Origin of the sequence: Sphingorhabdus sp. (assembly GCF_044239665.1) — a bacterium.
Classification (GTDB): Bacteria; Pseudomonadota; Alphaproteobacteria; order Sphingomonadales; family Sphingomonadaceae; genus Sphingorhabdus_B.
Genome location: NZ_JBIIBA010000005.1, coordinates 75,722 through 100,048, shown reverse-complemented (window position 1 = coordinate 100,048; position 24,327 = coordinate 75,722). Strand labels below are relative to the sequence as shown.

Sequence of the window (24,327 nt, the reverse complement as noted above, 5' to 3'; positions counted from 1 at the left end):
GGCATGGACAATATGGTCACGCCGAACATTGATCTCAAAAATGACCGTTCGTCCTTCCGATTCAGAAAAACGCTCGGCCAAAAAATTATGGAAGAATGGGCTTCGCCGGGCGCATCATGATTAAAAAAGCACAAGCAGGAGGGTGCGTTATGGCCACTGTATGCGCGGATGCCATAGAGCCCCACTACTTGTTGCGATTTCAGATTGCCGCAACCTTGGAGCCAAACTGCCTCGACAGATTTGATGCCTCAGCCATAATTTCTACCTCACCCGGCATTGTCAGTGATTGGGGCATAGACCGCGCGGCGCTCTGTTTCATTTTTTCGACTTAATTGATCGGCATTGCGATTGATCCAATCCTGCTCGGCAATCTGCCTGATTGGATTGGTTGCTGTCCGACGATGCTCGCCTATCTAATTGTCATGGCGTTTGGAATGTTTAAGGCGCTCTCAGTGCAACGCGTTACCAGTATGTTGATTGTCGTTGAGAAGTGACCCGTTATTTTCACCGAGAGGGTCAGCGGTTCGAGCCCGTTAGCGCCCACCATATTTCTCAATGGCTTACAGGGCTTCCCGGCTAGTTTTGTTATCTGCACTAATTCTCATGGTAGCACCATGGAAGCACGGTAAATCAAATTACGGGAGCCTCAGGGAGTAAGGCTTCCTGATTCTCACTCAGGTTTCTCCTATTTTTCTCCATAACCCAATCATGGCCTAAGCCAAATCACCCCATTTAGCGGTGAAGCTAGGTGACAATTCTCTCGTATCAATTGCCATCTCCGCTTTCCCTAAAGCGCATACACCCTAAGATGGGTGATCATGAACACCCATTCTGACCTACCCATTGCTGCTGCCAACCACGTTAGTTCCATGCTGACGTTGGCCAAACAAAAGCATGGAGAAGCGATGGCAATGGTAGGCATACCTGATGCCAATGCCATTCCAAGACTGCGACAGGTTTTACAGCTTCTGGAAGAGGTTGAACTTCTGGCTGAGGACGCTGGTTGAATAGCCCCTAGATTTCTGGACGCCTTCTTCCCTAAATTTGAGGTAAGGAGACGAAGATGAGTAAGGTAAATTTCAGCGATGAGTTCAAGCGGGATGCGGTGGCTCAGATCACGGAGCGCGGCTATCCGGTCGCGGAGGTTTCGCAGCGACTGGGGGTCAGCCAGCACTCGCTGTATGCTTGGAAGAAGAAGTTCTCTCGGCCTTCTGGCGGCGATGATAAGGATGCCGAGATCCGGCGATTGAAGCGCGATCTTGTCAGAGTCACCGAGGAGCGCGACATTTTAAAAAAAGCCACCGCGTATTTGACCTGTGGTCACTTCGTTCCGCCAGAGATGCAAAGTGAGATACGCTTTCATTGCAGAGCATCGCGATAAGTTCAGGGTTCGGGCGATGTGCCGGTGCTTGGCAGTGCAGCCTAGTGGCTACTATGCCTGGCAGAAGGATCCGCTGAGCCAGCGGGCACGTGAAGATATACGGCAGACCAAGCTGATCAGGCAGGCTTGGAATGATAGCAACAAAGTATATGGCTACCGCAAACTGCATGATGATCTGATGGATCAGGGTGAGACCTGCTGTCCGAACCGCGTGGCGCGACTGACAAAAATGGCCGGCATCAAGGCGCAAATTGGCTACAAGAGGCGCCCTGGGAGCTATGGGGGCAAGCCATCGGTTGCCGTCGATAACACGTTGGCTCGGCAGTTCGATGTCGGCATGCCTGACAAAGCTTGGGTGACGGACATCACCTACATTCGCACAATGGAAGGCTTTGCCTATCTGGCTGTCGTGCTTGACCTCTATTCCCGCCGCGTGGTGGGCTGGTCTATGCAAAGCCGACAGGCCACCGATGTGGTGTTGCAAGCTTTGCATATGGCGGTTTGGCGACGAAAGCCAAAAAGCCGTGTACTGATCCATTCCGATCAAGGCTCGCAGTTCACCAGTATGGACTGGGCTGCCTTCGTTAGGGCTCACAATCTGGAACATTCAATGAGCCGACGGGGCAACTGCCACGACAATGCAGTAGCCGAGAGCTTCTTCAACCTGCTCAAGCGTGAGCGCATCCGGCGTCGAACCTACAAAACGCGGGAGGAAGCAAGGCAGGATGTGTTCGATTACATCGAAATGTTCTACAATCCAGTGCGCAGGCACGCTAGGAACGGAATGCTGTCACCCGTCGAGTTCGAACGGCAGCAGATTTTGAAAACAGAAGGCGTCTAGAAAACTAGGGGCTATTCAGTTTTTCAGGATTTTAGGCATGGCAAGGCATTGCCCGACGAGCACGTCGAGCCTTTGCCTTGCTATGTCTGCTTTGGTTTTAGTTGCTGCGGGTTGTTAGTGCGGCATCGTCATCAATGACGATTTCCAGGCCAAGCTTGGAAGCTACTGCAAGAAACGATTTCAGTTTTTGCTCAAATTCTTCCATGGACGTGGAGAAGTTTAGCAAGCTGGAGCCGTTGCAAGGAACAATCATCTCTAATGAAATGATATGTCCTTCCTTATCACAGAAAGATAAGGCTTTGCACCATTCGTCATTGATCAGTTTGCCTAGATTTTGTTCCACAAATTCATGTGTGTGACCGTAAGGGTTCTCAACGCCCAAACTAGCACTGATCTTTATATTCCCGCAGCATTCACACGCTTCTATGGCGATGAATTCTGGAGAACGCTCCAATATGAGGCATTTCCAGCCGAACGATATATGACCTATGCCTTCTTTTGTTAGCGTTGACGAAATATGATCCAGAACAACTTCGGGCAAATTTGATAAATTTGTTTTATCGAATAAAACATAGTTTGTATTGTAAATGGGCATATTGATTTCCTTTTTGTTTTTTGAATCTCCTTCGTTTTGTAGGATTGCGTGTTGGATAGTTGTTGCGGCTTTCGCTGCTGTGTTGGAGGTAATCATAGAGCACCCCCAAAATTCAATGATGCATCGGCAGTTGTGGTAGATGCAAATGTACGTTCGTTCGTCCAGCGATCGACATCATTCGCAGCGTAGCGAACGTGGCGTTGGATTTTGACGAACTTTGGCCCGATTTCTTGCAGCCTCCATTTAGCAAGCGTATTTGGATTGACCGCAAGCATCACAGCTAGCTGCTTCGGGGTTAGTAGATTTTGTGCCATATTTTTACTCCTTTATGACTGCGCACCCAGACTATCTGGGAACGACAAGGAGCTTTCTACGGCGCCCTAGTAGGCCCGTCCAATGAAGTGAAATGGGCTACATTAAAATGAATTGGTATTAATTGGTATTAATTCCGGCTTAAGATTTAGTCTTTGTAAACGCCTGATTTCCTGACGAATTGCTTCAAAACCGGGAGTTCTTTTGCCAGTCCCAGCGTGACTTTCCTTAAGCTCATCTACTAGCTTCCATGCCTCTTCGCTGGCATTGTCAGAGAAGATTCCATCAGCCATTTTTTGCTCGATGAGTGGGGTAGCAAGATCAACCAACCTCTTGCGCCCCCTTTTGATGCTTGTTTTAGCTGGCCCTTTTTCTGGGAACATAACCATGAGCTTCACTACGTCGAGCATGATGCTTGGATCAGTAGGCACTCCAACCAGTTCGACAGTCCCATTTTCGATGGAAATGATCAATTCCGGCTCGATTTCGTGTCCGTGCTTTTTAGCAAATGCCTGAAGGTTTTTCAGTGATGAGACCATGCACTGACAGTGCTGCCACTTTGGAGTGGCGCTGGCACCGCTTTTACATGTCAGGCAGCGTTCAGCGGCAAGGCATGTGAGCCATCCTATGGAATGAGCTTTTGCAGGGAGCATGGCACTAACGACGTTACGATCTCTCGTTGCCACCCATGCCAATGCCTGAATGAAGCTCCACTCTGTCTTTGCCTCAATTTGGCGATAGGCATCTGCGTAGTCGTCTTGAATCCATATGGACCTAACTTCGTCATAGAACATAACGAGGTTGTCGGTATCGAGGAAGATGCTTGTTATTTGACTATGAAAGTCCACGAATAAAGGATGGGCCTTGCCCTGCTGCTTTATGGTCAATTCAAAAAATTGTCGGAACCAATCGGCTGTTGGCGGAACATCCGTTGTGATGAAGTCGCTGTCCCATGAAATCGCATCGCAAACAATCCGGCGCCAAAACAGATCATCATCTTTTAGCCTGTCAGTTATAATGCGCCAAGCATTGTCCGAACCTCCAGCACAAGGGCCAAATGCAGCAGCGGCTTGACGAAGTGAGATTTCAGGAGCGTGTTCCATAGAAAGTAGGGTGCCTTCAAGTCACAGAGACCGCAACGTCTTGCAGTGCCGTGCCCATTTTTCAAGCGCTTCCCGCTTTTCCTCTTTCCAGTCATGCTGCTGGCGGACATCTGCAACGCCAGCACGGCTCATACCAGAGATGTGGTTCAGGGTGGCTTCGGTTACTTCGAAGCGGACACCAAGCTTCTGGAACCCAGTGGACATGGTCCTGCGAAGATCGTGAATGCGCCAATCGGCAATCTCAATTTATTCAGGCTCTTTTCCGACTTCTACTGATTGTGCCTTGGCCGTCTTCAGCATGGCGGCGTCCAGATGCGACTTTGCCCTTGAAAACCCGCTGATTGGCGTTCTGCCTGTGGTGGTAAAGACTAAGCCTTTTGATGGCCAACCAGGTTTCTTCTGATCGGTCACAGCCGCAAGGTGGTCAAGAATTGCAACGGCCATGGTGCTGAGCGGCACGAGGTGCGTAACGCCGTTCTTGCAACGCTCTTCCGTTAGCGCCCACCATATTTTTCAATGGCGTAACGGCCATCATCCGCGCAAATCGGGATAAAAATTCATGTCCAGTGGTCAGGCGGCAAGGGACCCACCCTTTTTTATTGCGGCAATGATTTGGCCTTGCTGCCTCGCCTGCTCCTCACAGCACCGATTCGGTCTCCAGAACTTGGGCTATGCGGCCCTCCGACTCAGCTTTGCGTGTCGTCCAAGGCCTGCCCCCTCGCAACCCCAGAACCCCACCCGGCGCATCGTCGGCGCCGAGTGTGTTGCTGCAAATATCAGGCTTTGGCTTTCAAGCTCTCTGCGACTGTGACGCCATGCCGCTCGAGCGCTTCCACGATTTTGCCCGCGCCTTCCAAATCGCCCCAGAACATGGGGCCGCCGCGATAAATCGGCCAGCCATAGCCATAGATCCAGACCACATCGATGTCGGACGCGCGCTGGGCTTTGCCTTCTTCAAGGATTTTATAGCCTTCATTGACCATGGGGTAGAGCGTGCGTTCAACGATTTCCTGGTCACTAATCTCGCGCTTGGGCAGATTTGAAGTGGCGCGGAATTCCTCGATAATCGCCAGCGCCTCGGCACTTGGCGTGCCGACACGTTTTTCGTCATAATCGTAAAAGCCCTTGCCGTTCTTCTGACCAAAACGGCCAGCGGCACACAGCGCGTCGCGGATGGTCTCGACCTTTGACGGGTCACGGTGCCAACCAATATCTAGCCCGGCCAGATCGCTCATCTGAAACGGTCCCATGGGCATGCCGAAATCGGTATGCACCTTGTCAATCTGTGCGGGCGTCGCCCCTTCCAACAGCAATTGCATCGCTGGCTGCTGCCGCGTGGACAGCATCCGATTGCCGATAAAGCCATGGCAGACGCCTGCAACTACGGCGACTTTGCCGATTTTCTTGCCAATCGCCATGGCCGTGGCCAGCACGTCCGGCGCGGTTTTGTCGCCACGCACGACCTCCAGCAATTTCATGACATTCGCAGGTGAGAAGAAATGCATGCCGACGACATCTTGCGGACGCGCGGTGCTGGCGGCGATTTCGTCAATGTCGAGATAGGATGTGTTCGACGCGAGAATCGCGCCGGGCTTGCAGATGATGTCCAGCTTTCCAAACACCTCTTTTTTGACATCCATGCTTTCATAGACGGCTTCGATCACAAGGTCGCAGTCGGCGAGATCATCGAGCGTCAATGATGGCGTCAGCAAGGCCATCATTTCCTCGACATGCTCCAGCGAGAAACGTCCCTTGGCTGCGCTGTTTTCGTAATTTTTGCGGATAACGCCAACGCCGCGGTCCAGATTTTCCTGCACCATTTCGACGATGGTCACGGCAATGCCCTTTGACAGGAAGTTCATCGAAATCCCGCCGCCCATAGTGCCCGCACCAATCACGCCGACTTTCTTGATATCACGCAACGCAATATCTTTGGCCAGCCCGTCAATCTTTGCGGCTTGGCGTTCGGCAAAGAACATGTGGCGTTGCGCCGCCGATTGCGACCCGCCCATAAGTTTCATAAACTCCGCACGTTCGAACTTCATACCTTCGTCAAAGGGCAAGCGCGTTGCCGCCTCGACACAGGCAAGATTGGCATAAGGCGCGTCAAAGCCTTTCCACTTCTTGGCATTGGCTGCCTTCAATTGTGCAATGATCCCAACATCACCAACCAGCGGACGATCGCGCGTTGGCCTTGGGCCAATAGCGATCAATTCACGTGCATAAGCAATGGCGTCGTCGGCAAGGCTGTCTGCGCCTGCCAACCGGTCAACCAAGCCAATGGACGCCGCCTTCGTCGCCGACAAAGGTTCGCCAAGCGCACACATGGTAGCGGCGGCTTCTACGCCGACAACGCGCGGCAGCCTTTGCGTCCCTCCAGCACCCGGTAGAAGGCCAAGCTTGACCTCTGGCACGCCAAGTCGCGCGGACGGCACGGCAATGCGATAATGGCACACCAAGGCGGTTTCCAGACCTCCACCAAGCGCCGTGCCATGAATGGCAGCGACAACAGGTTTGCCGGCCGCTTCAACCATGGTCAACACAATGTTCAAATCCGGACCTTGGGGGGCTTTGCCAAATTCGGTGATGTCGGCACCGGCGATGAAGGTCGATCCTGCACAGCGCAGCACAATGGCCTTTACATCATCATCCGCCAGTCCCTGTTCAAAACTGTCTTTCAGCCCTTGACGAACATGCCAAGACAAAGCGTTGACGGGGGGATTGTCGACAAGCACCACAAGGACGTCGTCAAATTTCTGTGTGGTTACTGATTGCACGGGCAACTCCTGATTTTTAAGGTTCGGCGCGCTTGCCGGTTGTCGAGTGATGAAGGAACGGGCGGCAGTCCTAATATGTTTTCTGCGGGCTTTGCAATCCTGCTCCTCAAAGCTTTCCGACGTCGTACAATTTACGCTTGGGCTTTTAGGGTTTGGATGATGGCCGAGAAATCGAGGGCACCATTTCCAGCTTCGTCAAATTGCGTATATAATTCCGCCGCGCGGGCACCCATCGGCACATCTGCACCCGCCAAGCTTGCAGCCTCCATCGCCAGCTTAAGGTCCTTCAGCATCAATGCCGTGGCAAAACCGCCTTGATAATCATTGTCAGCCGGCGTCGTTGGCCCAACGCCCGGAACTGGACAATAGCTGGTCATCGACCAGTTTTGGCCCGAGGCCTTCGACGAGATGTCGTAAAAAGTCTGGAGATCGAGCCCAAGCTTTTCGGCCATAGCAAAGGTCTCGCAGGTCGCGATCATTGACGCGCCGAGCAGCATATTGTTGCAGATTTTCGCCGCCTGCCCCGCGCCCGATGCGCCAGCATGAATGACGGCCTTGCCCATAGCGGCCAATATCGGCTCTGCCCGCGCAAAGGCCGTATCCGTGCCGCCCACCATGAAGGTCAGGGTTCCACCATTGGCAGCGGCAATGCCGCCCGACACTGGCGCATCGACCATGTCATAGCCAGCTGCAACCGCCGCCGCCGTCACACTGCGCGCAGTGCCAACGTCAATGGTCGAACAATCGAGCAGTATCGTGCCCTTAGGGGCGTGACCCAATATGTCGTTCTCAAAAACGCTGGCGACGATCTTGCCATTGGGCAACATCGACACAACGGCATCCACGCCGTCAACAGCCGCACGGACAGACGTAAAAACCGCGCAGCCATTATCCTGCGCACGTGCCAATGCATCGCCTGACAGGTCAAAGGCGTTTACCGCATGCCCTGCCTTAACGAGGTTCGCGGCCATGCCGCCACCCATATTACCAAGACCAATAAATGCTACTTTCATATGCCTTACCCCATAGTCGGAATGACGAATGCGTTGCCGCCGTCGGGCGATCCATCGGGCCAACGCTGTGTGATGGTCTTGACCTTGGTCCAGAATTTGACGCCTTCCATGCCATGCTGGTTGGTGTCGCCAAAGGCAGAGCGTTTCCAGCCACCAAAGCTGTGATAGGCAACAGGGACCGGGATGGGCACGTTAATGCCAACCATGCCGACATTGACGCGCGCGGCGAACTCACGCGCTGCGTGGCCGTTGCGGGTGAAGATCGCAACGCCATTGCCATATTGGTGGTTGCTGGCCAGCGATAAGGCTTCTTCAAAATTGGCCGCGCGCACCATTTGTAGAACGGGGCCGAAGATTTCTTCCTTATAGCTTTCCATGTCGGTGGTGACATGATCGAACAAAGTGGGGCCAATGAAATAGCCTTCTTCATGCCCCTGCAGCTTGAACCCGCGGCCATCGATGATCAACTCGCCGCCTTCGTCAACGCACGTCTGGATCCAGCCTTCAACCTTTGCCTTATGCTGCGCGGTGACAACTGGGCCATAATGCGCTTCGGCATCGGTCGAGATGCCCACGCGCAAGGCTTCGATGGCCGGAATGAGCTTAGCCTTCAAACGCTCTGCTGTGTCATTGCCAACGGGCACGACCACAGGCAGCGCCATGCAGCGTTCGCCTGCTGAACCAAAAGCAGCGCCAGCCAAGTCATTGACCACTTGGTCCAAATCCGCATCGGGCATGACGATGCCATGGTTCTTCGCGCCGCCCATGGCTTGCACGCGCTTGCCGTTGGCAACGCCGCGATTGTAAACATAATGCGCAATGTCGGAGGAACCGACAAAGCTAACAGCGCCAATGGCTGGATGGTCCAAAATAGCGTCGACCATTTCTTTGTCGCCATGCACGACTTGGCAGATGCCTTCAGGCAGGCCAGCCTCAATAAATAGTTCGGCCAAGCGCACCGGCACGCTTGGGTCACGCTCGCTTGGTTTGATGATAAAGGCATTGCCCGTCGCTATGGCAGGACCGCACATCCACAAGGGGATCATGCCGGGAAAGTTAAACGGTGTGATACCTGCGCCAATGCCGATGGGCTGGCGCATCGAATAGACATCAATACCAGGGCCAGCGCCTTGGCTATATTCACCCTTCATCACATGCGGGATGCCGCAGCAAAATTCGATGACTTCCAACCCGCGCTGAATGTCGCCCTTGCTGTCGGCAATGACCTTGCCATGCTCGCTACTCAGCATATGCGCCAGATCGTCCATATTGGCCTCAACAAGACGCTTGAATTCGAACATCACCCGCGCGCGGCGCTGCGGGTTGGTCATCGCCCACGCAGGCTGCGCCGCCAATGCCGCCTGCACTGCGCGCTCCAATACGCTTGCGTCACCCAAGGCGACCTGCGCTTGCACGCCGCCATTATTGGGATCCATTATGTCACCAAAACGCGACGCGCTGGCGCCTGCACCACCGCTGATGAAATGATCGATTTGACGCATATATCTTCTCCTGATTCCGTCCGCGTGCCATGCGCGTATCATTACATGTTTGCAACCATGGCGTATTACAGTTCAAAAATAGCGGCCAGTGCATATATGGACAGGGCAACGCCGCATATCCGTCTGCTTTATATAATAGGAACGCACATGATTAGCCTTTTGGTCCGGACCTCATTTGTGGCAATCGCCATTGGCGCACCCGCCGCTTATGCGCAAGATGTCGCCGAACCCATCATTTTCGTGACAGGTAAGGGCCTTGATCAAACCAAAAGTGATCCCGCTTATGGCTCGGTTGAAATCGACCGCATCCGCCTGACCAGCGAGGCATCGGGACGCATTGAAAACATCCTTGCCGATGTTGCGGGTTTCCAGCAGTTTCGTCGTTCGGACAGCCGTTCGGCCAACCCGTCTGCGCAAGGCGCAACGCTACGCGCGCTCGGCGGCAATGCGTCCAGCCGAACGCTCATATTGCTCGACGGCGTGCCGCAAGCTGACCCGTTTTTCGGCTATATCCCGTTTAGCGCCATTGCGCCGGAACGCTTGTCCTCTGTCCGCGTAACCCGCGGCGGCGGCAATGGCGCCTTTGGTGCTGGCGCAGTGGCTGGCACGATTGAGCTGAACAGTGCTGGGCGTGACGACTTGGCCAACGCCTCCCTTTCGGCCTTTTACGGCAGCGACAATGCCAGCGAATTGTCGGCAGGCCTCACGACCGATCTTGGCTCTGGTTTTGTCAGTCTTTCGGGGCGCTGGGACCGCGGCGACGGCTTCTTCACCGCGCCAGCCGCCACGCGACAATCCACCGATGTGCGCGCCGCTTATGATAGCTGGTCCACTGGCCTGCGCGCGGTCGCACCCTTAGCCGATGGTGTTGAGATGCAATTTCGCGGATTGCTCTTCCAAGACAATCGGACTTTGCGCTTTGCCGGCGCGGACAGCAGTTCCGAAGGGCAAGACGCCAGCATCCGCATCGTGTCGCAGGGCCGTTGGCAAATTGATGCCTTGGCTTATGTGCAGGCACGCAATTTCACGAACGTCGTGATCAGCGCCACATCCTTGCGCAAGACGCTGGACCAACGCAATACGCCTTCGACCGGCCTTGGCGGCAAAATCGAAGTCCGCCCGCCCGTTGGCAGCGACCACCCCTTGCGCATTGGCGCGGATGTCCGCTTGGCCGAAGGCGAATTATTTGAAGATGCCTATAGCCAAGTCACGGGATTAGTGACCGCGCGCCGCAACGCAGGCGGCAACACCGCGACCTTTGGTGTATTTGCGGAAAATGACTGGAATCTGGGCGCATTGACGCTGACCGGTGGCCTGCGCGCAGACCGTTGGACAATAAGCAACGGCTTTTTTGCCGAACGCAGCGCAAATGGCACGGTCATTCGCGACGACAATTTTGCCGACCGGACAAATTGGGAAACAAGCGCCCGAGTTGGTGCGCTTTTCGCGCCGCGCGATGGCGTTGCCTTGCGCGCGGCGGCCTATACCGGCTTTCGCTTGCCCACGCTGAACGAACTTTACCGGCCCTTCACCGTATTCCCCGTCGCCACCCGCGCCAATGCCGCATTGGCAGTCGAGCAGCTGCGCGGTGTTGAGGCGGGCGTTGATCTGCGGCCGGCCAATGGCATCTCCTTTGGCGCGACATTGTTTTACAACCGCCTGAACGATGCCATTGCCAATATCACCATTGGTCCCAATTTGCGTCAACGCGGCAATGTGGATGCTGTCGTGGCCAAAGGGCTTGAACTGACGGGTGAAGCCATTTTTGGCGCAGTCGCGCTTTCAGGCTCTTACGCATATAGCGATAGCAAAGTGCGCGCCTCTGGCAGCGCGGCGGCACTCAACGGCCTGTCACCAGCGCAAAGTCCGCGCCATGCCGCCAACGCAACATTGCGTTGGACGCCCAATGCAGGCGCAATATTCTCTGCAACCGCCCGTTATGTCGGCGCGCAGTTTGAAGATGATCTGGAAAGCAACATCTTGCCCTCCGCACTGACATTTGATGGTTTTGCGCAAGTGCCCATAACGCGTCAGGCCGCCTTGACGGCCCGTGTCGAGAATGTTTTCGACAAAGCCGTCGTCACCCGCAAGGTTGACAGTTCCATCGACCTTGGAACGCCGCGCATAGTTTGGATTGGACTGAAATTTACGATGAAATAATGGGCGGCGAAGCGACCCATCCATCCGCCGTTTTTATTGTCTATGCTATCCGCAAGCCCATGCATTTATGTATATATTTGATATAATCCCTTTGTTTTTTACGACAATGGGACGCACAAATAGCCTCAAACCGCGAAGGTGGATTTAAGTGGTCCTGACCCTGAAACACCAGATGTTTATAGCGACGGCTGATAGTTGTTAAGGCCAGCAGTTGATGCTTGCGCCACGACCGGCTAGCGTCAATATAAAATTTGGGGGAGGGCATGATGCCAAGGAAAACCATATTTGCAGCGGCGCTGTTTGCGGCACTTGTTGCGCGACCTGGCGCTGCTGCACCAACGCCCGCCCCGGTGAGCGAAGCGCACGAACAGTCGCCCGCAATGCCCCCGTTACGCAACGCACGCGACAGGGCGATTACCGAAAATCGCATACTAGCCGAGCGGCTTGATACCATCATCCCTGCGATCATGCGCGAACAGGGCATCGATTTATGGCTGCTGGTGGCCCGCGAATATTTTGAAGAGCCTGTGGTTGCATCGATGCTTGATGCCGAAAATATGCACGCCCGCCGACGTACAATTTTGATCTTCCACGACCCGGGTGACGGCAAACCAATTGAGCGCCTTACCGTCAGCCGCTACGGGCTTGGCGGGTTGTTCGCGCCTGCTTGGGATCCGGCTAAACAGCCTGATCAGTGGCAGGCGGTCGCAGACATTATCACTAAGCGTAATCCTGCAAAAATTGCGATCAACACCTCCGATCTCTATCAGTTTGCCGACGGCATGACGCTTAGTCAGTATGAAAAGTTCGTTGCCGCTTTGCCTGCGCTTTTGCATGCGCGGATTGTCAGCGGCGAAGCGCTCGCAATCCGTTGGCTTGAAACGCGCACGCCTGCCGAAATGGAAATCTACCCGACAATATTGCGCACGGCCCATAAGGTGATTGACGAAGCGTTTTCGCGGTCAGTTATCACCCCCGGCGTGACGACCGCTGAGCAGGTGCAATGGTGGTATCGCGACCGGCTACTTCAACTCGGCCTTGATCCGTGGTTTCACCCGTCCGTCGCGATCCAGCGAGAGGGCGCAAAGGGCATGCTTGAAGGCGACGAAGTGATCCTGCCTGGCGATCTGTTATGGACAGATTTTGGCATCACTTACCTTCGGCTTAACACCGATACGCAGCATCTTGCTTATGTGTTGAAGCCGAGCGAGACTAAGGCGCCTGCGGGCCTCAGGCAGGGACTAGCGAACAGCAACCATGTGCAGGATATGCTCACCCGTCATTTCGCGGTTGGGCGCAGCGGCAATGAGGTGCTGGCGCTTGCGCGGGCGGAAGCATTGGCGGCTGGGCTTGATCCATCGATTTACACGCACCCGATTGGTTTGCACGGTCACGGCGCAGGCCCCTCCATCGGATTTTGGGACAATCAGAATGCTGATCCACGCGGCAGCGGTTTGATTGCGGCTAATACGGCTTGGTCAATTGAACTGACAACTTACGCCGCAGTGCCCGAATGGGGCGGTCAGCGCGTAGATTTCCGAACGGAAGAGAACGCATTTTTTAATGGAACGAATGTGCGCTTCATCGACGGGCGCCAAACCGAAATCACCCTAATCCCCTCAGGACAGTAAGTCCGCCTCATCCCCGAAATAGCTTTCGCTTGTAATGTAGGATTTGTTTTGAGATTCTGTGCGCTGCGCACGCAATATTTGCGCGACCGGCTCTTTAAACCTGTTCAACCCCAGTCCGGCTTTCGTACCCGGCAAACCAACTTCACAAAGTCGCGGTAAGTTTACAGAAATACCGCGTTTTGCGTATAAGTTTGTAAACTTAGGGCTCCGAGGACAGGTGCGTCATCGCCCGAAAAACCGTCGCACCAGCGAAGGCTGGTGCCCATCACGTTTGTCCGGATAGGCCGACGGGCGAGATAGGCCCCAGCCTACGCTGGGGCGACGGGTGCTGCGCCGCTTCAATAACGTCCTCATCGACTCACGATGAATTCCGGTGACAATGCGTCATCCCCGAAATGCCCCCTCGTCTGATTTTCGCAAGCCCGCCTGTCGCGCTTGCGCGCCAGTGCTGAAAAACTGGCGGAGACGGTGGGATTCGAACCCACGATAGAGTCACCCCTATACACACTTTCCAGGCGTGCGCCTTCGACCACTCGGCCACGTCTCCGCATTCCCCTTGGGGACGCACGCCCTTAGCCGCTCCTTTGCGCTTTCGCAAGGCACAGTGATTTGCCATAATGCATCAGATGAAAAGAATTCTGCCTTTGGCCGCCATCGCCGCTTTATGCGTAGCCTTCCCGCTTTTGGCGCAGGAGGCCAAAACATACCCTGCGCCGTCGGAAATTGTCGCTGCGGCCAAGGCGGACGAATGGGTGGCAATCGCGCCGTCGGACCTTCTGATGATGGACCTTGCGCCCGATTCGAAAGCCAAGCCGCGCCGCGTGGTCATTCAGTTGATGCCTGCACCCTTCAGCCAAGGCTGGGTCGGTAATATCCGCAAGTTGGCGGCGGCCAAATTTTGGGACGGCACGAGCATCAACCGCGTGCAGGACAATTATGTCGTGCAATGGGGCGACGCGAGCGAGAAGAAGGCTTTGCCAAATGGGTTAGCTGTGGTGTCGGAGGCAGATTATGTCTTTCCAGAGGCACTTACGCGTTCACGTGCGCTTGATCCGATTTTTGTTCCGCCAAATAACATCTTTCGGTGGACCAGCTTTCATCAAGGATTTCCCGTCGCTGGCGTCGGCACACCCGATACCGCAAGCAATTGGCCAATCCATTGCTACGGCATGGTCGGCGTTGGCCGGAACCTGTCGCCCGACACGGGCACGGGCGCTGAACTTTACACTGTCATCGGCCACGCGCCGCGCCACCTCGACCGTAACATCGCGCTTGTTGGCCGCGTGATTGAAGGCATTGAACATATGTCGAGCCTGCCACGCGGTAACGGAGCGCTTGGTTTTTACGAAACAGCAGAGGAGCGCGTGCCAATCCTCTCTGTCCGGCTGGGTAATGACGTGAAGGACGTGCCTGCGTTCGAATATCTGAACACCGACAGCCCAAGTTTTGCCGCTTATGCCGACGCGCGCGCAAATCGGCGCGACCCGTTTTTCAATGTGCCAGCGGGCGGCGCGGACATTTGCAATATTCCGGTGCCCATCCGCCGCAAGGCTAAATGAGGGCGTGGCTTAATCCGCCCTTAACCCCGATATGGGCCGCCGAAGCAAAGGCGGAACGGATGCGCGTCACGGCGTTGCGGAAGCCTCGGCGGCAGGCGCTTGAGTGGGTTCCGGCATAGTTACTGGCAAGATTACAGGGCGGATCAAAGCCATTTGTTCCAAACGATCAAGGGCCTTACGGGCATCGGCATAGCGTTTTGCGCGGATCATCCAAGGCTGGGCCGCAGGGGCACCCGGCATCGCGGTGACCTCCGACAGGGCCGCTGACAGATTGCAAGCCTCCACAAAAGCTTGTGCGCGGATCAAGCGCTGTTCCGGGGTGCGCGTCGACCCATCATCGCGGCGCAACACGAAAAGCTGGGAAAACTCGCCTTTTACGGTTTCCCAGACGCTATTATCGCGATGACTGGAGAGCAATATAGGCGCTAGCCCGCTGAGTTCTGCCTGCAGTTGATCGATGGTAACGGGCGCTTGCGCTGCAGAAATAACAGTTGCAACCGCTTGCGGCTGCGTTGCGCCAAAGCGAAGCCGGAGTTGTTCAGCCAGATATCCCAAGGGTGCGCCTTTATCGAGCGCACGGCGCACGGCAAATGTCAGCAGCAGGCCTTCTCCACGAACTGCGTCACCCGATATCGCGGAGCCCGCCACATAAACCGGAACCGCTTGACCTTCGACCTGTACCGTCGCGCCAGCGGCAGCCACGCTTGCAGGCATGACATTAGCTGAAGGCAAAGGCGCGGCGATGTTTTCTGCTTCCGCCGCTTCTTGCGCCGACGGCGCAAGAATACCAAAGCTATCAGCCAGCCACCATGTCGCCGCTGCACCGCCGCTGAAGGCGACTAAAAGCAACAGCATGAAATGCTTGAATTTCATCCCACCAGCCGAAGCGGTCTGTGCTGTTGGATAATCGTTCATATTAGTCCTTCAATAGCCGCGCCACGTTCGTCTTGGCAAGGCGCGGGTGTAAACTGTCCTTGAATGGCTTTCAACAATGCCGCGTCATTGGGTGCGTCTGCGATGATCATCGCCCCCCAATTTTTCCCGGCTGCCTTGGCAATCGCATTTGAAAATGTCGCAAGCGTGACGTTGGCGCGCGGCAAGCCCATGCTCGCACATAGCTCTGCAAAATGTTGGGCGGCGCGTGACGAATGCAAGATTACGACATCGCTTTCGGTTACGTGACGCAAAAAGTCGTCCGGCGTGCCGACGATCGCGCTTCGGTAAACGATTTCAATGTCGATACGGGCACCATCGATATGCGGAATGGCGCTATGATCTTCGCCTGCCAACCATAACAGCCGTTGATGGCCGTCGGCGATTGCAGCCCGCACCAGCGCGTCAACGCCTTCAGATCCCGTTTTTGCAACGGCCACCAACAATGTGTGCAGCGCGTTGGCGGTGGCTCTGCCCACGGCATAAATTGGCTTGCCATGGTCCTGCGTCAGAAATTGCACCGCAGCGCGCGCAGCATTGCCACTGGTCAGCAATATCGCGTCATAACCCTCGGCCGAGACGCGCTGCACAGGCAGATGCTGGATGGAAAATAACGGCATGACAATGGCCTCATGCCCCGCCGCACGCAGGCGATGCGCAGTTGCATCAGCGCCAGGTTGCGGACGGATAATCAACAACTTCACGATGCGAAAATGCCTCGCAACTCTGTGCTCGCTTTACTCAGCAATTCTTGCGCAAGCTGCGCCGGGCCATCGCCACCCATGGCATAAAGACATTCACCGGCCTGCAGTTCGCTGCCGTCGGCTGTGAAAATCTCGGCGCGAAGCCTGATCTGCGTCCTTTCAACGCGCGCCAGCGCCGCAACCGGGGAGTGGCAATTGCCACCCACGGCGGCAAGAAACGCGCGCTCAGCATTGACGGCAACAAATGTATCAGCGTCGTTGATAGCCTCTAATAAGGGAATGAGGTCGGCGCGGCTGGCCAATCGGTCAATGCCGACAGCGCCTTGCGAGGCCGCTGGCAAAAACGCGTCGAGCGACAATTCAGTCCCCACATCGGCCATGCCCAAACGGTCAAGTCCAGCAGCGGCGAGCAAAGTGGCATCAGCGTCACGTGCCTCAATATGCGCAAGCCGGGTCGCGACATTGCCCCGCAGCGGCACAATCTGTAAATCAGGCCGCGCCCGTTGCAACTGCGCCGCGCGCCGTGGGCTTGACGTCCCGACACGCGCGCCTTGTTTTAAATCACCAAGCGACGTAGCGCCTATCAACCGGTCATGGACGTCGGCACGCGGCAGCATCGCAGAAATGACAAAAATGTCGGCGCGCCATGTTTCGACGTCTTTCATCGAATGGACGGCGATATCAATCTGATCATCGATCAGCGCACGTTCCAGCTCCTTGGTCCAAAGCGCTTTCCCGCCAATATCGGCCAATGGTCGGTCCTGAATCTTGTCGCCGGTTGCCAACATTGGAACGAGCATCACAGCGTCATCGGGCAGATTATGCGCCGCTTTCATAGCCACCTTGGTCATCTCGGCCTGGGCCAAAGCCAGCGGAGAACGACGGGTTCCGATGCGTAAGGGTCGCTCGGCTGTGAATAATGGACATGTCATGCGGCTTGTTCATAGCGGCGCGTCCACCTATGGGAAAGCATAATGGCAATCATCTTGGGTCTTGAATCAAGCTGCGACGAAACCGCAGCGGCAATCGTACGGTCCGACCGGGCAATCCTAAGCCATGCCCTAGCTGGGCAAGAGGATCATCATCGCGCCTTTGGTGGCGTCGTTCCGGAAATCGCGGCGCGCGCACATGCCGAATTGATGACGCCCTTGGTCGAAACGGCGTTGGCCGATGCCGGACTGACCCTAAACGACGTTGATGCCATTGCCGCGACCGCTGGCCCTGGCCTTATTGGTGGCGTCATGGTCGGGCTAGTCACGGCAAAGGCGCTTGCGATGGCATCGGGCAAGCCGCTGATTGCGGTCAACCATCTTGAAGGGCACGCCTTGTCGCCGCGCCTCATCGATGCGAGCTTAGAATTTCCTTATTTGCTGTTGCTTGTGTCGGGCGGGCATTGTCAGTTGCTGCGCGTCAACGGCGTTGGCGACTATAACCGTCTTGCGACCACGATTGATGATGCGGTGGGTGAGGCGTTTGATAAGACCGCTAAAATCTTGGGTCTGGGCTTTCCCGGCGGGCCAGCGGTCGAGCAAGCCGCCGCCAGCGGCAATGCTAACAACGTGCCCTTGCCAAGGCCGTTGAAAGGCGCAGATGAGCCGCATTTCTCCTTTGCTGGCTTGAAAAGCGCCGTCCTGCGCGCGCATGAAACGGGCCAGTATAAGATACAGGACATTGCCGCGTCGTTCCAATTGGCGGTCATCGACTGCCTTTATGATCGCATCACTTACACGCTGGATCGCATAGATGCGCCGGCTGCCTTGGTGGTGGCGGGGGGTGTCGCGGCCAATGTGCCAATCCGTGAGATGCTGGAAAAGCTAGCTGCGCAACGTGGGATGCGCTTTGTCGCCCCTCCCTTGTGGTTGTGTACCGACAATGGCGCCATGATTGCTTGGGCCGGTGCAGAGCGCTTTGGCATAGGCCTCACGGACGGGCTGGACTTTGTCGCACGACCCCGTTGGCCGTTGGATCCCCATGCCGCACCCGCCCGCGGCGCAGGCGTCAAAGCATGAGCGCAGACGCCTATCCCATCGGCATCATTGGCGGCGGCGCGTGGGGCACGGCGCTTGCGGCAGTCATGGCGCACATTCACCCCCATGTGCTGCTATGGGCCCGCGAAGAAGATGTCGTGCGCAGCGTGAACACCCAACATGAAAACAGCATGTTTCTGGCCGGAACGCCGCTGTCGCTTAATATTGAAGCGACCACCGACCTCGCGCGCATGGGTGAATGCGAGGCATTATTGATTGTTACCCCGGCGCAGCATGTGCGCGCGATTTTGTCCGCACTTCCCGACACGCAAGCGCCGCTGATCTTATGTGCCAAGGGGATTGAGGCCGACACGCAAATGCTGGTGTCCGACGTCGCAGCGCATGTGCGACCGCACAATCCGCTCGCGGTGCTTTCAGGTCCGACATTTGCGCATGAGGTAGCGGCTGGAAAGCCAACCGCGGTGACCCTTGCGACCACAAGCCCGGCGCTTGGTTCGACACTCATGCGCAGTATCGCCACCCCTTCTTTTCGTCCCTATTGGTCAGATGATGTCGTTGGCGCGGAAATTGGCGGCGCGGTTAAAAATGTGCTCGCGATTGCCTGCGGCGTTGTCGACGGCGCTGGCCTTGGCCTGAATGCACGCGCCGCGTTAATCGCGCGCGGCTTTGCCGAAATGCAGCGTTACGGCTTGGCGCGCGGTGCAAAAGCCGAAACGCTGGCCGGGTTATCGGGGCTGGGCGATTTGGTGCTGACGTGTAGTTCGGAAAACTCGCGAAACTTCTCCTTGGGCCGAGGTCTTGGGCAAGGACAAACGGCGGAAAAACTGCTCGCCGACCGCAAGACCATTGCCGAGGGTGCCTTTACCGCACCCGTGCTTTTGAAGTCGGCAACCGCCCTGTCCGTCGAAATGCCAATTGTTTCAGCTGTTTGCGCGTTACTTGCTGGCGCAGTTACTGTAGAGGACATCGTGACCGAGTTATTGGCCCGTCCACTCAAGTCCGAAAGCTGGTAAATGCAGTCTGAAACCCCTAGTTGACGCGCAAAGGAACGCATTTGACCACAGCTAGAACCGATGGAGAAGACATCCAAGCGCTCGCCAAGGGCGGCCGCACCAATGTCTTGGGGTTCGTGCTGCGGCTGGCGGCACGTATCCCATTCTTGATCATCGCAGGGCGGCTTTATGGTCCCGAGGCGCTTGGCCGTTTTGCGTATGCAATTTTGATCGTTGAGTTTGCAGCTCAGCTTGGATCGCTTGGCCTGCGCAGGGGGCTTGCGGAGCTCTTGTCTAAGGAAGACCAGCCGCACGCCCACATCATCGCGGATTGCTTGCTCGCTGCGTTGGTCGCTTCGGCGCTGGGCGCTGCATTTTTGATTGCAGTGCCGCAATTCCTGTTTCCCAACAGCGGCATCAACGGGTTAGATCGATTTTTGCCATTGGCGATTTGTGCGATTGTGACGACGGACATTGCGCTGTCCGCGCTCGCCTATAAATTTGACATCCTGTCCACCGTTCGCGCACGGGCCGTTGTCGAGCCTTGGACGATCAGCATCGCTGCGGGTGTGTTTTATTTCTATTCCGCCCGCGATGGCCTGATCCTAGCTTATGTCACATCTTTAGCGGCAGGATTGGTTTTTGCGCTGTGGCCCTTATGGCGCAGCTATGGCCTTCCGCGCGGCTGGCGGCCAAGCCCGACGCGCTCGCTGAGCATTGCCCGGCGCAATCTACCGCTCGCTGCTGCGGATGCAGCCGAATGGGGCAGCCGACGGCTTGACCTTGCCATATTGGGCTTGTTCGCCTCGCCAGCCGTGGTCGGAATTTATTATGTCGCGCAACAAGTCGCAAGCTTACCCCAGAAGTTGAAAACCAGTTTCGACCCAATTTTGGGGCCGGTCATTACCCGCAATTTGCAGACGCGAAACTATCCGGAAATCGCCAAGCAAGTGGGCCAAGTCGGCTTCTGGATCATTGCCGCTCAGGCAGGGATTGCCTTGGCATTGGGTATCCCGGGCGAAGCCGTGCTGGGGCTTGTGGGACCTGAATTTGCTGGCGGCGCTATGGCGCTTACCTTTTTACTCGCAGCAGAAGTTGCCGCCGCCACCGCCGTTGTCAGCGAATCCGCCCTGGTTTACATGGCGCGCCACCGAAATCTTTTGATCTCGATCGGCATGCTAGCGGTACAGGCATTGGTGAGTATAGGCCTCATCATACTGGTGGGCGATTTGCCCATTAAGCCAGAACATCTCGGCTTATATCAAGCAGCAGCAGTGGCGTGCGGTCTGACGATTTCGCTTGGGATTGGCTCGATTATCAAATCCCGGTTTCTGTCGCATTTGCTTGGGCGGACAATTCGTGTCTGGCGCTGGACGTTACTCATTGCCGTTGCGGCTGCCGCCCTGCTTGGGGTCACTATCGTGCAGGTGCCCGACCGCTTTGAATGGGTGGAACTTACAATTGGTATTCCCGCCATTCTCGGTCTTTATGGCTGGATCATCTGGCGCTGGGGCTTTGGCCCCGAAGACCGAGTGCTATTCGGTAAGAAGCCCGATTAACCTAAGCGCTTCGCAACCAAATCAGCGATATCTGCTTCTGGACGCGCGCCATAATGCGCGATGATTTCCGCTGCGCACACCGCGCCCATGGTCAGGCATTCTGCCATTGGGCGCCCCTGCGCAAGGCCAGCAAACACGCCGGACGCAAACAGGTCGCCGGCGCCTGTGGTATCGACCAGCTGCGCCACGGGTTCAGCACGCACTTCCGTCCGTACGCCATTTTCGACGGCAATTGCGCCATGTTCGCCGCGCGTGCAGACGAGCAACGGAACCTTGGCCGCGATAGCGGCAACAGATGCTTCGAAATCATCGCTGTTATTCAGCGCGCAGATTTCAACTTCGTTCGAGAATAAGATATCAATCCGACCAGCGTCCATTTCGGCAAGGAAGTCAGGGCCGTGCCGCGAAATTACAAATGCATCTGATAACGTCAAAGCCACCTTGCGGCCCGCCGCGCGCGCGACATCAATGGCGGTTCGCATCGCAGCACGTGGTTCTTCAGGGTCCCACAAATAACCTTCAAGATACAAGATCGCGGCGCTTTCGATCAGCGATGTGTCGATTACCGATGCAGGTAGATATTGGGACGCACCCAAAAAGGTATTCATAGTGCGCTGCGCATCAGGCGTAACCAATATGTAGCAACGCGCCGTCGATGGCGCGCCGTCGCGGGCGGGAACGTCAAAATGGATACCGCCTGCGCGAATGTCATGTGCGAAAACTTCACCCAGCTGATCGGTTGCAACTTGCCCGATAAACGCCGTCTTGTGCCCAAGCCGTGCAAGGCCTGCCAAGGTGTTTGCCGCCGAACCACCGCTAATTTCGCGTGCAGGTCCCATATGCCCGTAGAGCGCCTGTGCACGTTCCTCATCGATAAGCTGCATGCTGCCCTTCGTCAGGCCCTCGCTAGCGATAAACGCATCGTCGGTGTCGGCAATGATATCAACAATGGCATTACCAATTGCGAGGACGTCGAAGCGGGTGTCAGTCATAAAATATCCTACATAAAGCTAACGCGCCCCTAGTTGGGTTGGACATTTCCGGCAAGCGCTTTAGAATGACGATATGATCCAAGCGTTGATGCTTTCGTTCCAAAGCCTGTCCGACCGGCGCGTCGCTCTGGTGATGGTCCAGGTGGTCGTTCTGACCCTTGTTGCCCTTATTGTTTCGGGCATTGGCCTGTGGTTTGCCCTGCAAGCTTTATTCGCCTGGCTGAACGTCAATGACACGGGTTTTTGGTCAGGCTTGCTGTCGGCGGCGATTGTTGCCTTGTCGGGCATATTGCTGTTCCGCGTTGTCGCCATTGCCATGACATGGGTTTTTGCCGACGACATCATCGATGCTGTTGAGGGTCGGCATTATCCAAGCCACGCCGCATTCGGCAAACGGCCAAGCCTGGGCGCAGGTCTCCAAATGGCCATGAAGTCTGTAGCGCGTGTAGTCGGTTATAATCTGCTCGCCTTGCCGGTTTACCTGCTCTTGTTGTTCACAGGCGCCGGAACTGCGATTGCGTTTCTGCTAATCAACGCCCTGCTTTTGGGCAAAGATCTGGAGGACATGCTCGTCGCACGCCATGGCGCCAAGGGAGTGATGAACAAGCTGTCACGCGTCATGCTGGGACTATTTGGCACTGCGGGCATGATGGTGCCACTCGTCAACCTATTCGTGCCTGTTTTGGCGACGGCGATGGCCGTTCATTTGGTGCATTCGGAACATAGCGCGTGATCAAAAATATACTGCCACTCACCGCAATGGCGTTGTTGCTCGCAGGCTGCGTTTCCGCGCCTGAGGTGCGGCCGCCGACACGCCAACCCACCCCAGCCGCATCTTTCCCGCCGCGACCAGCTCCCGCAGCCCTACGTGGGCTTGAAGGCGTGGTTGGTAAAGACGCCAATGCTTTAAAACGTTTATTCGGCGAACCAAGGCTCGACGTTGTCGAAGTTTATGGTCGCAAGCTGCAATTTGTTGGCACGCCATGCATCCTCGATGCGTTTCTCTATCCTGAGCGCAAAGGTGGGCGCGAAATCGTAACTTATGTCGACGCACGCAGAAGCGACGGAACCGCCGTAGACCGCGCCGCTTGCATTGAGGCCCTGCAACGCCGCTAAGTCATCAACAATCGCTTCGCCGCGCGACCGTTCGTGACCCTAGGTTACGGCGTCCCACTCGGCACGGACCGACGGATCTTGCTCCGCAGGCAAATATTCCATACGCCGCCGCGCCAACGCCTCAGGCGACAGACGCCCTAACGCCCAAATCGCGGCACCGCGAACCACTGGCGCGGGGTCACGCAACAGCATTTCAATCTGCGAAACAAGTCCCGCATCATGGCCATTGCCCGCCGCGATAAGGACATTGCGTATAAACCGATCTCGTCCAATCCGTTTGATCGGCGATCCGGAAAAGAGCTTGCGGAACGCATCGTCGTTCAAGGTCAATAAATCCGCAATCTGCGGCGCAACCAATTCTGCGCGCGGCAAAAACGCCTTATGCGCTGCCGCAGTTTCAGCAAATTTGTTCCACGGACACACGGCAAGACAGTCATCGCAGCCATAAATATGATTACCCATTAACGGGCGAAGCTCGGGATCAATCGGCCCCTTATGTTCGATTGTCAGATAAGAGATACAGCGGCGGGCATCTAGGCGATAGGGCGCGGGAAAGGCATTAGTCGGACAAATGTCCAAACATGCGCTGCATGTCCCGCAAGTGTCACCCGCGGGCAATGCAGGCGTTAATTCGGCGGTTGTGTATATCGCGCCCAGAAAAAGCCAACTGCCATGTTCGCGGCTCACGACATTGCTATGCTTGCCTTGCCAGCCAAGCCCGGCAGATTGCGCTAGGGCTTTCTCCATCACTGGCGCTGTATCTACAAAAACCTTGACGCCGACGCCTGCTTCATGGGCCAGCCATCCCGCCAGCCGCTTGAGCGCGCCCTTCACGACGTCATGATAATCGCGTCCTTGAGCATAAACCGAGATGCGTGCACGCGTGTCTTGGTCGGCAAGAAGCATGGGATCCTGCGGCGGGGCGTAGCTCATCCCCAGCATGATGACCGATTTGACCTCAGGCCATAAAATGTCGGGATTGGCGCGTTCATCGGCGCGGCTTTCCATCCATAGCATGTCGCCATGCAGGCCGTCTTTCAACCATTGTTGAAGGCGTTCGTTCGCCAGCGGCGCAAGGCGACCAGGCGCGATCCCAAATGCGACAAAGCCCTCACTTTTTGCACGGTATTGCAGAGTGTTAACTAAATTTCTATCACCTGTCGCCACGC

Annotated in this window: 23 protein-coding genes, 1 tRNA gene and 1 pseudogene; 10 read left to right on the top strand and 15 right to left on the bottom strand. The window is 56.0% G+C overall.

All coding sequences use genetic code 11. The features are described from left to right. Nucleotides 1–818 precede the first annotated feature (818 nt). Together ACILP3_RS02955 and ACILP3_RS02950 are read left to right on the top strand one after the other, a co-directional pair. A complete protein-coding gene (locus ACILP3_RS02955; protein ID WP_395615176.1) occupies nucleotides 819–1,007 on the top strand; it encodes a hypothetical protein in 189 nt (62 codons plus the stop codon). A 56-nt stretch (nucleotides 1,008–1,063) separates the two neighbouring features. Further along, nucleotides 1,064–2,222: pseudogene (locus tag ACILP3_RS02950) on the top strand (IS3 family transposase). A gap of 97 nt (nucleotides 2,223–2,319) precedes the next feature. Here ACILP3_RS02950 and ACILP3_RS02945 read toward each other — a convergent pair. From ACILP3_RS02945 to ACILP3_RS02910, 8 genes are all read right to left on the bottom strand, one after another. Beyond that, nucleotides 2,320–2,913 carry a hypothetical protein gene (locus tag ACILP3_RS02945; protein WP_395615175.1) on the bottom strand — a complete coding sequence of 198 codons (594 nt, stop codon included), beginning with the start codon at nucleotides 2,911–2,913 and terminating at the stop codon, nucleotides 2,320–2,322. Continuing rightward, on the bottom strand, nucleotides 2,910–3,131 hold the full coding sequence (locus ACILP3_RS02940; RefSeq protein ID WP_395615174.1) for a helix-turn-helix transcriptional regulator: 222 nt from the start codon (nucleotides 3,129–3,131) through the stop codon (nucleotides 2,910–2,912). The genes ACILP3_RS02945 and ACILP3_RS02940 overlap by 4 nt, the downstream gene beginning before the upstream one ends. Nucleotides 3,132–3,233: 102 nt before the next feature. Next, nucleotides 3,234–4,232 (bottom strand): hypothetical protein, encoded by a 999-nt coding sequence (locus ACILP3_RS02935; protein WP_395615173.1) that lies wholly within the window; start codon nucleotides 4,230–4,232, stop codon nucleotides 3,234–3,236. 21 nt (nucleotides 4,233–4,253) lie between these two features. Then, complete coding sequence (locus ACILP3_RS02930) at nucleotides 4,254–4,436, bottom strand: hypothetical protein (RefSeq protein WP_395615172.1); 183 nt, start codon at nucleotides 4,434–4,436, stop codon at nucleotides 4,254–4,256. A gap of 42 nt (nucleotides 4,437–4,478) precedes the next feature. After that, the gene (locus ACILP3_RS02925; RefSeq protein ID WP_395615171.1) at nucleotides 4,479–4,691 is read right to left on the bottom strand and encodes a hypothetical protein; all 213 of its coding nucleotides are present in this window, start codon (nucleotides 4,689–4,691) and stop codon (nucleotides 4,479–4,481) included. Between the two features lie 317 nt (nucleotides 4,692–5,008). After that, nucleotides 5,009–7,009: a 3-hydroxyacyl-CoA dehydrogenase NAD-binding domain-containing protein gene (locus ACILP3_RS02920; protein WP_395615170.1), complete on the bottom strand. Its 2,001-nt coding sequence runs from the start codon at nucleotides 7,007–7,009 to the stop codon at nucleotides 5,009–5,011. Nucleotides 7,010–7,140: 131 nt separating this feature from the next. Then, on the bottom strand, nucleotides 7,141–8,022 hold the full coding sequence (mmsB, locus tag ACILP3_RS02915) for a 3-hydroxyisobutyrate dehydrogenase (RefSeq protein ID WP_395615169.1): 882 nt from the start codon (nucleotides 8,020–8,022) through the stop codon (nucleotides 7,141–7,143). A 5-nt stretch (nucleotides 8,023–8,027) separates the two neighbouring features. Beyond that, nucleotides 8,028–9,524 (bottom strand): CoA-acylating methylmalonate-semialdehyde dehydrogenase, encoded by a 1,497-nt coding sequence (locus tag ACILP3_RS02910; protein ID WP_395615168.1) that lies wholly within the window; start codon nucleotides 9,522–9,524, stop codon nucleotides 8,028–8,030. Nucleotides 9,525–9,671: 147 nt separating this feature from the next. Between ACILP3_RS02910 and ACILP3_RS02905 the strand changes: the two genes are divergently transcribed. Then, nucleotides 9,672–11,684: a TonB-dependent receptor gene (locus tag ACILP3_RS02905; protein ID WP_395615167.1), complete on the top strand. Its 2,013-nt coding sequence runs from the start codon at nucleotides 9,672–9,674 to the stop codon at nucleotides 11,682–11,684. Nucleotides 11,685–11,947: 263 nt separating this feature from the next. Then, complete coding sequence (locus tag ACILP3_RS02900) at nucleotides 11,948–13,315, top strand: M24 family metallopeptidase (protein WP_395615166.1); 1,368 nt, start codon at nucleotides 11,948–11,950, stop codon at nucleotides 13,313–13,315. 457 nt (nucleotides 13,316–13,772) lie between these two features. Here the strand turns inward: ACILP3_RS02900 and ACILP3_RS02895 are convergent. Then, nucleotides 13,773–13,862 (bottom strand) — tRNA-Ser (locus ACILP3_RS02895). A gap of 79 nt (nucleotides 13,863–13,941) precedes the next feature. Here ACILP3_RS02895 and ACILP3_RS02890 point away from each other — a divergent pair. Beyond that, entirely contained in the window at nucleotides 13,942–14,874 is a 933-nt protein-coding gene (locus ACILP3_RS02890; RefSeq protein ID WP_395615165.1) for a peptidylprolyl isomerase, read from the top strand. 66 nt (nucleotides 14,875–14,940) lie between these two features. Here the strand turns inward: ACILP3_RS02890 and ACILP3_RS02885 are convergent, their stop codons facing one another. The 4 genes from ACILP3_RS02885 to ACILP3_RS02870 are packed head-to-tail and all read right to left on the bottom strand — an operon-like array spanning nucleotide 14,941 to nucleotide 17,456. Further along, nucleotides 14,941–15,789 carry a hypothetical protein gene (locus ACILP3_RS02885; protein WP_395615164.1) on the bottom strand — a complete coding sequence of 283 codons (849 nt, stop codon included), beginning with the start codon at nucleotides 15,787–15,789 and terminating at the stop codon, nucleotides 14,941–14,943. Continuing rightward, nucleotides 15,786–16,511, bottom strand: a complete 726-nt coding sequence (locus ACILP3_RS02880) for a uroporphyrinogen-III synthase (protein WP_395615163.1) — start codon at nucleotides 16,509–16,511, stop codon at nucleotides 15,786–15,788. Before ACILP3_RS02880 ends, ACILP3_RS02885 begins: the two co-directional genes overlap by 4 nt. Then, nucleotides 16,508–17,362 (bottom strand): hydroxymethylbilane synthase, encoded by an 855-nt coding sequence (hemC, locus tag ACILP3_RS02875; RefSeq protein ID WP_395615162.1) that lies wholly within the window; start codon nucleotides 17,360–17,362, stop codon nucleotides 16,508–16,510. Before hemC ends, ACILP3_RS02880 begins: the two co-directional genes overlap by 4 nt. Then, nucleotides 17,331–17,456 carry a hypothetical protein gene (locus ACILP3_RS02870; protein ID WP_395615161.1) on the bottom strand — a complete coding sequence of 42 codons (126 nt, stop codon included), beginning with the start codon at nucleotides 17,454–17,456 and terminating at the stop codon, nucleotides 17,331–17,333. The genes hemC and ACILP3_RS02870 overlap by 32 nt, the downstream gene beginning before the upstream one ends. A gap of 29 nt (nucleotides 17,457–17,485) precedes the next feature. Here ACILP3_RS02870 and tsaD point away from each other — a divergent pair, with 29 nt between their 5' ends. Genes tsaD through ACILP3_RS02855 form a run of 3 tightly spaced genes read left to right on the top strand, consistent with a single transcriptional unit; the run spans nucleotide 17,486 to nucleotide 21,050 of the window. Next, nucleotides 17,486–18,520 (top strand): tRNA (adenosine(37)-N6)-threonylcarbamoyltransferase complex transferase subunit TsaD, encoded by a 1,035-nt coding sequence (tsaD, locus tag ACILP3_RS02865; RefSeq protein WP_395615160.1) that lies wholly within the window; start codon nucleotides 17,486–17,488, stop codon nucleotides 18,518–18,520. Then, complete coding sequence (locus ACILP3_RS02860; protein WP_395615159.1) at nucleotides 18,517–19,512, top strand: NAD(P)H-dependent glycerol-3-phosphate dehydrogenase; 996 nt, start codon at nucleotides 18,517–18,519, stop codon at nucleotides 19,510–19,512. The genes tsaD and ACILP3_RS02860 overlap by 4 nt, the downstream gene beginning before the upstream one ends. A 41-nt stretch (nucleotides 19,513–19,553) precedes the next feature. Then, entirely contained in the window at nucleotides 19,554–21,050 is a 1,497-nt protein-coding gene (locus ACILP3_RS02855; RefSeq protein ID WP_395615158.1) for a lipopolysaccharide biosynthesis protein, read from the top strand. Here the strand turns inward: ACILP3_RS02855 and ACILP3_RS02850 are convergent. Then, a complete protein-coding gene (locus tag ACILP3_RS02850) occupies nucleotides 21,047–22,042 on the bottom strand; it encodes an adenosine kinase (protein WP_395615157.1) in 996 nt (331 codons plus the stop codon). The two genes, ACILP3_RS02855 and ACILP3_RS02850, sit on opposite strands and share 4 nt — an antisense overlap. Before the next feature lie 73 nt (nucleotides 22,043–22,115). Between ACILP3_RS02850 and ACILP3_RS02845 the strand changes: the two genes are divergently transcribed. Further along, a complete protein-coding gene (locus ACILP3_RS02845) occupies nucleotides 22,116–22,775 on the top strand; it encodes an EI24 domain-containing protein (RefSeq protein WP_395615156.1) in 660 nt (219 codons plus the stop codon). Next, nucleotides 22,772–23,158, top strand: a complete 387-nt coding sequence (locus ACILP3_RS02840) for a hypothetical protein (protein WP_395615155.1) — start codon at nucleotides 22,772–22,774, stop codon at nucleotides 23,156–23,158. Before ACILP3_RS02845 ends, ACILP3_RS02840 begins: the two co-directional genes overlap by 4 nt. Before the next feature lie 39 nt (nucleotides 23,159–23,197). Here the strand turns inward: ACILP3_RS02840 and queG are convergent, their stop codons facing one another. Then, a complete protein-coding gene (queG, locus tag ACILP3_RS02835; RefSeq protein WP_395615154.1) occupies nucleotides 23,198–24,325 on the bottom strand; it encodes a tRNA epoxyqueuosine(34) reductase QueG in 1,128 nt (375 codons plus the stop codon). Nucleotides 24,326–24,327 lie beyond the last annotated feature (2 nt).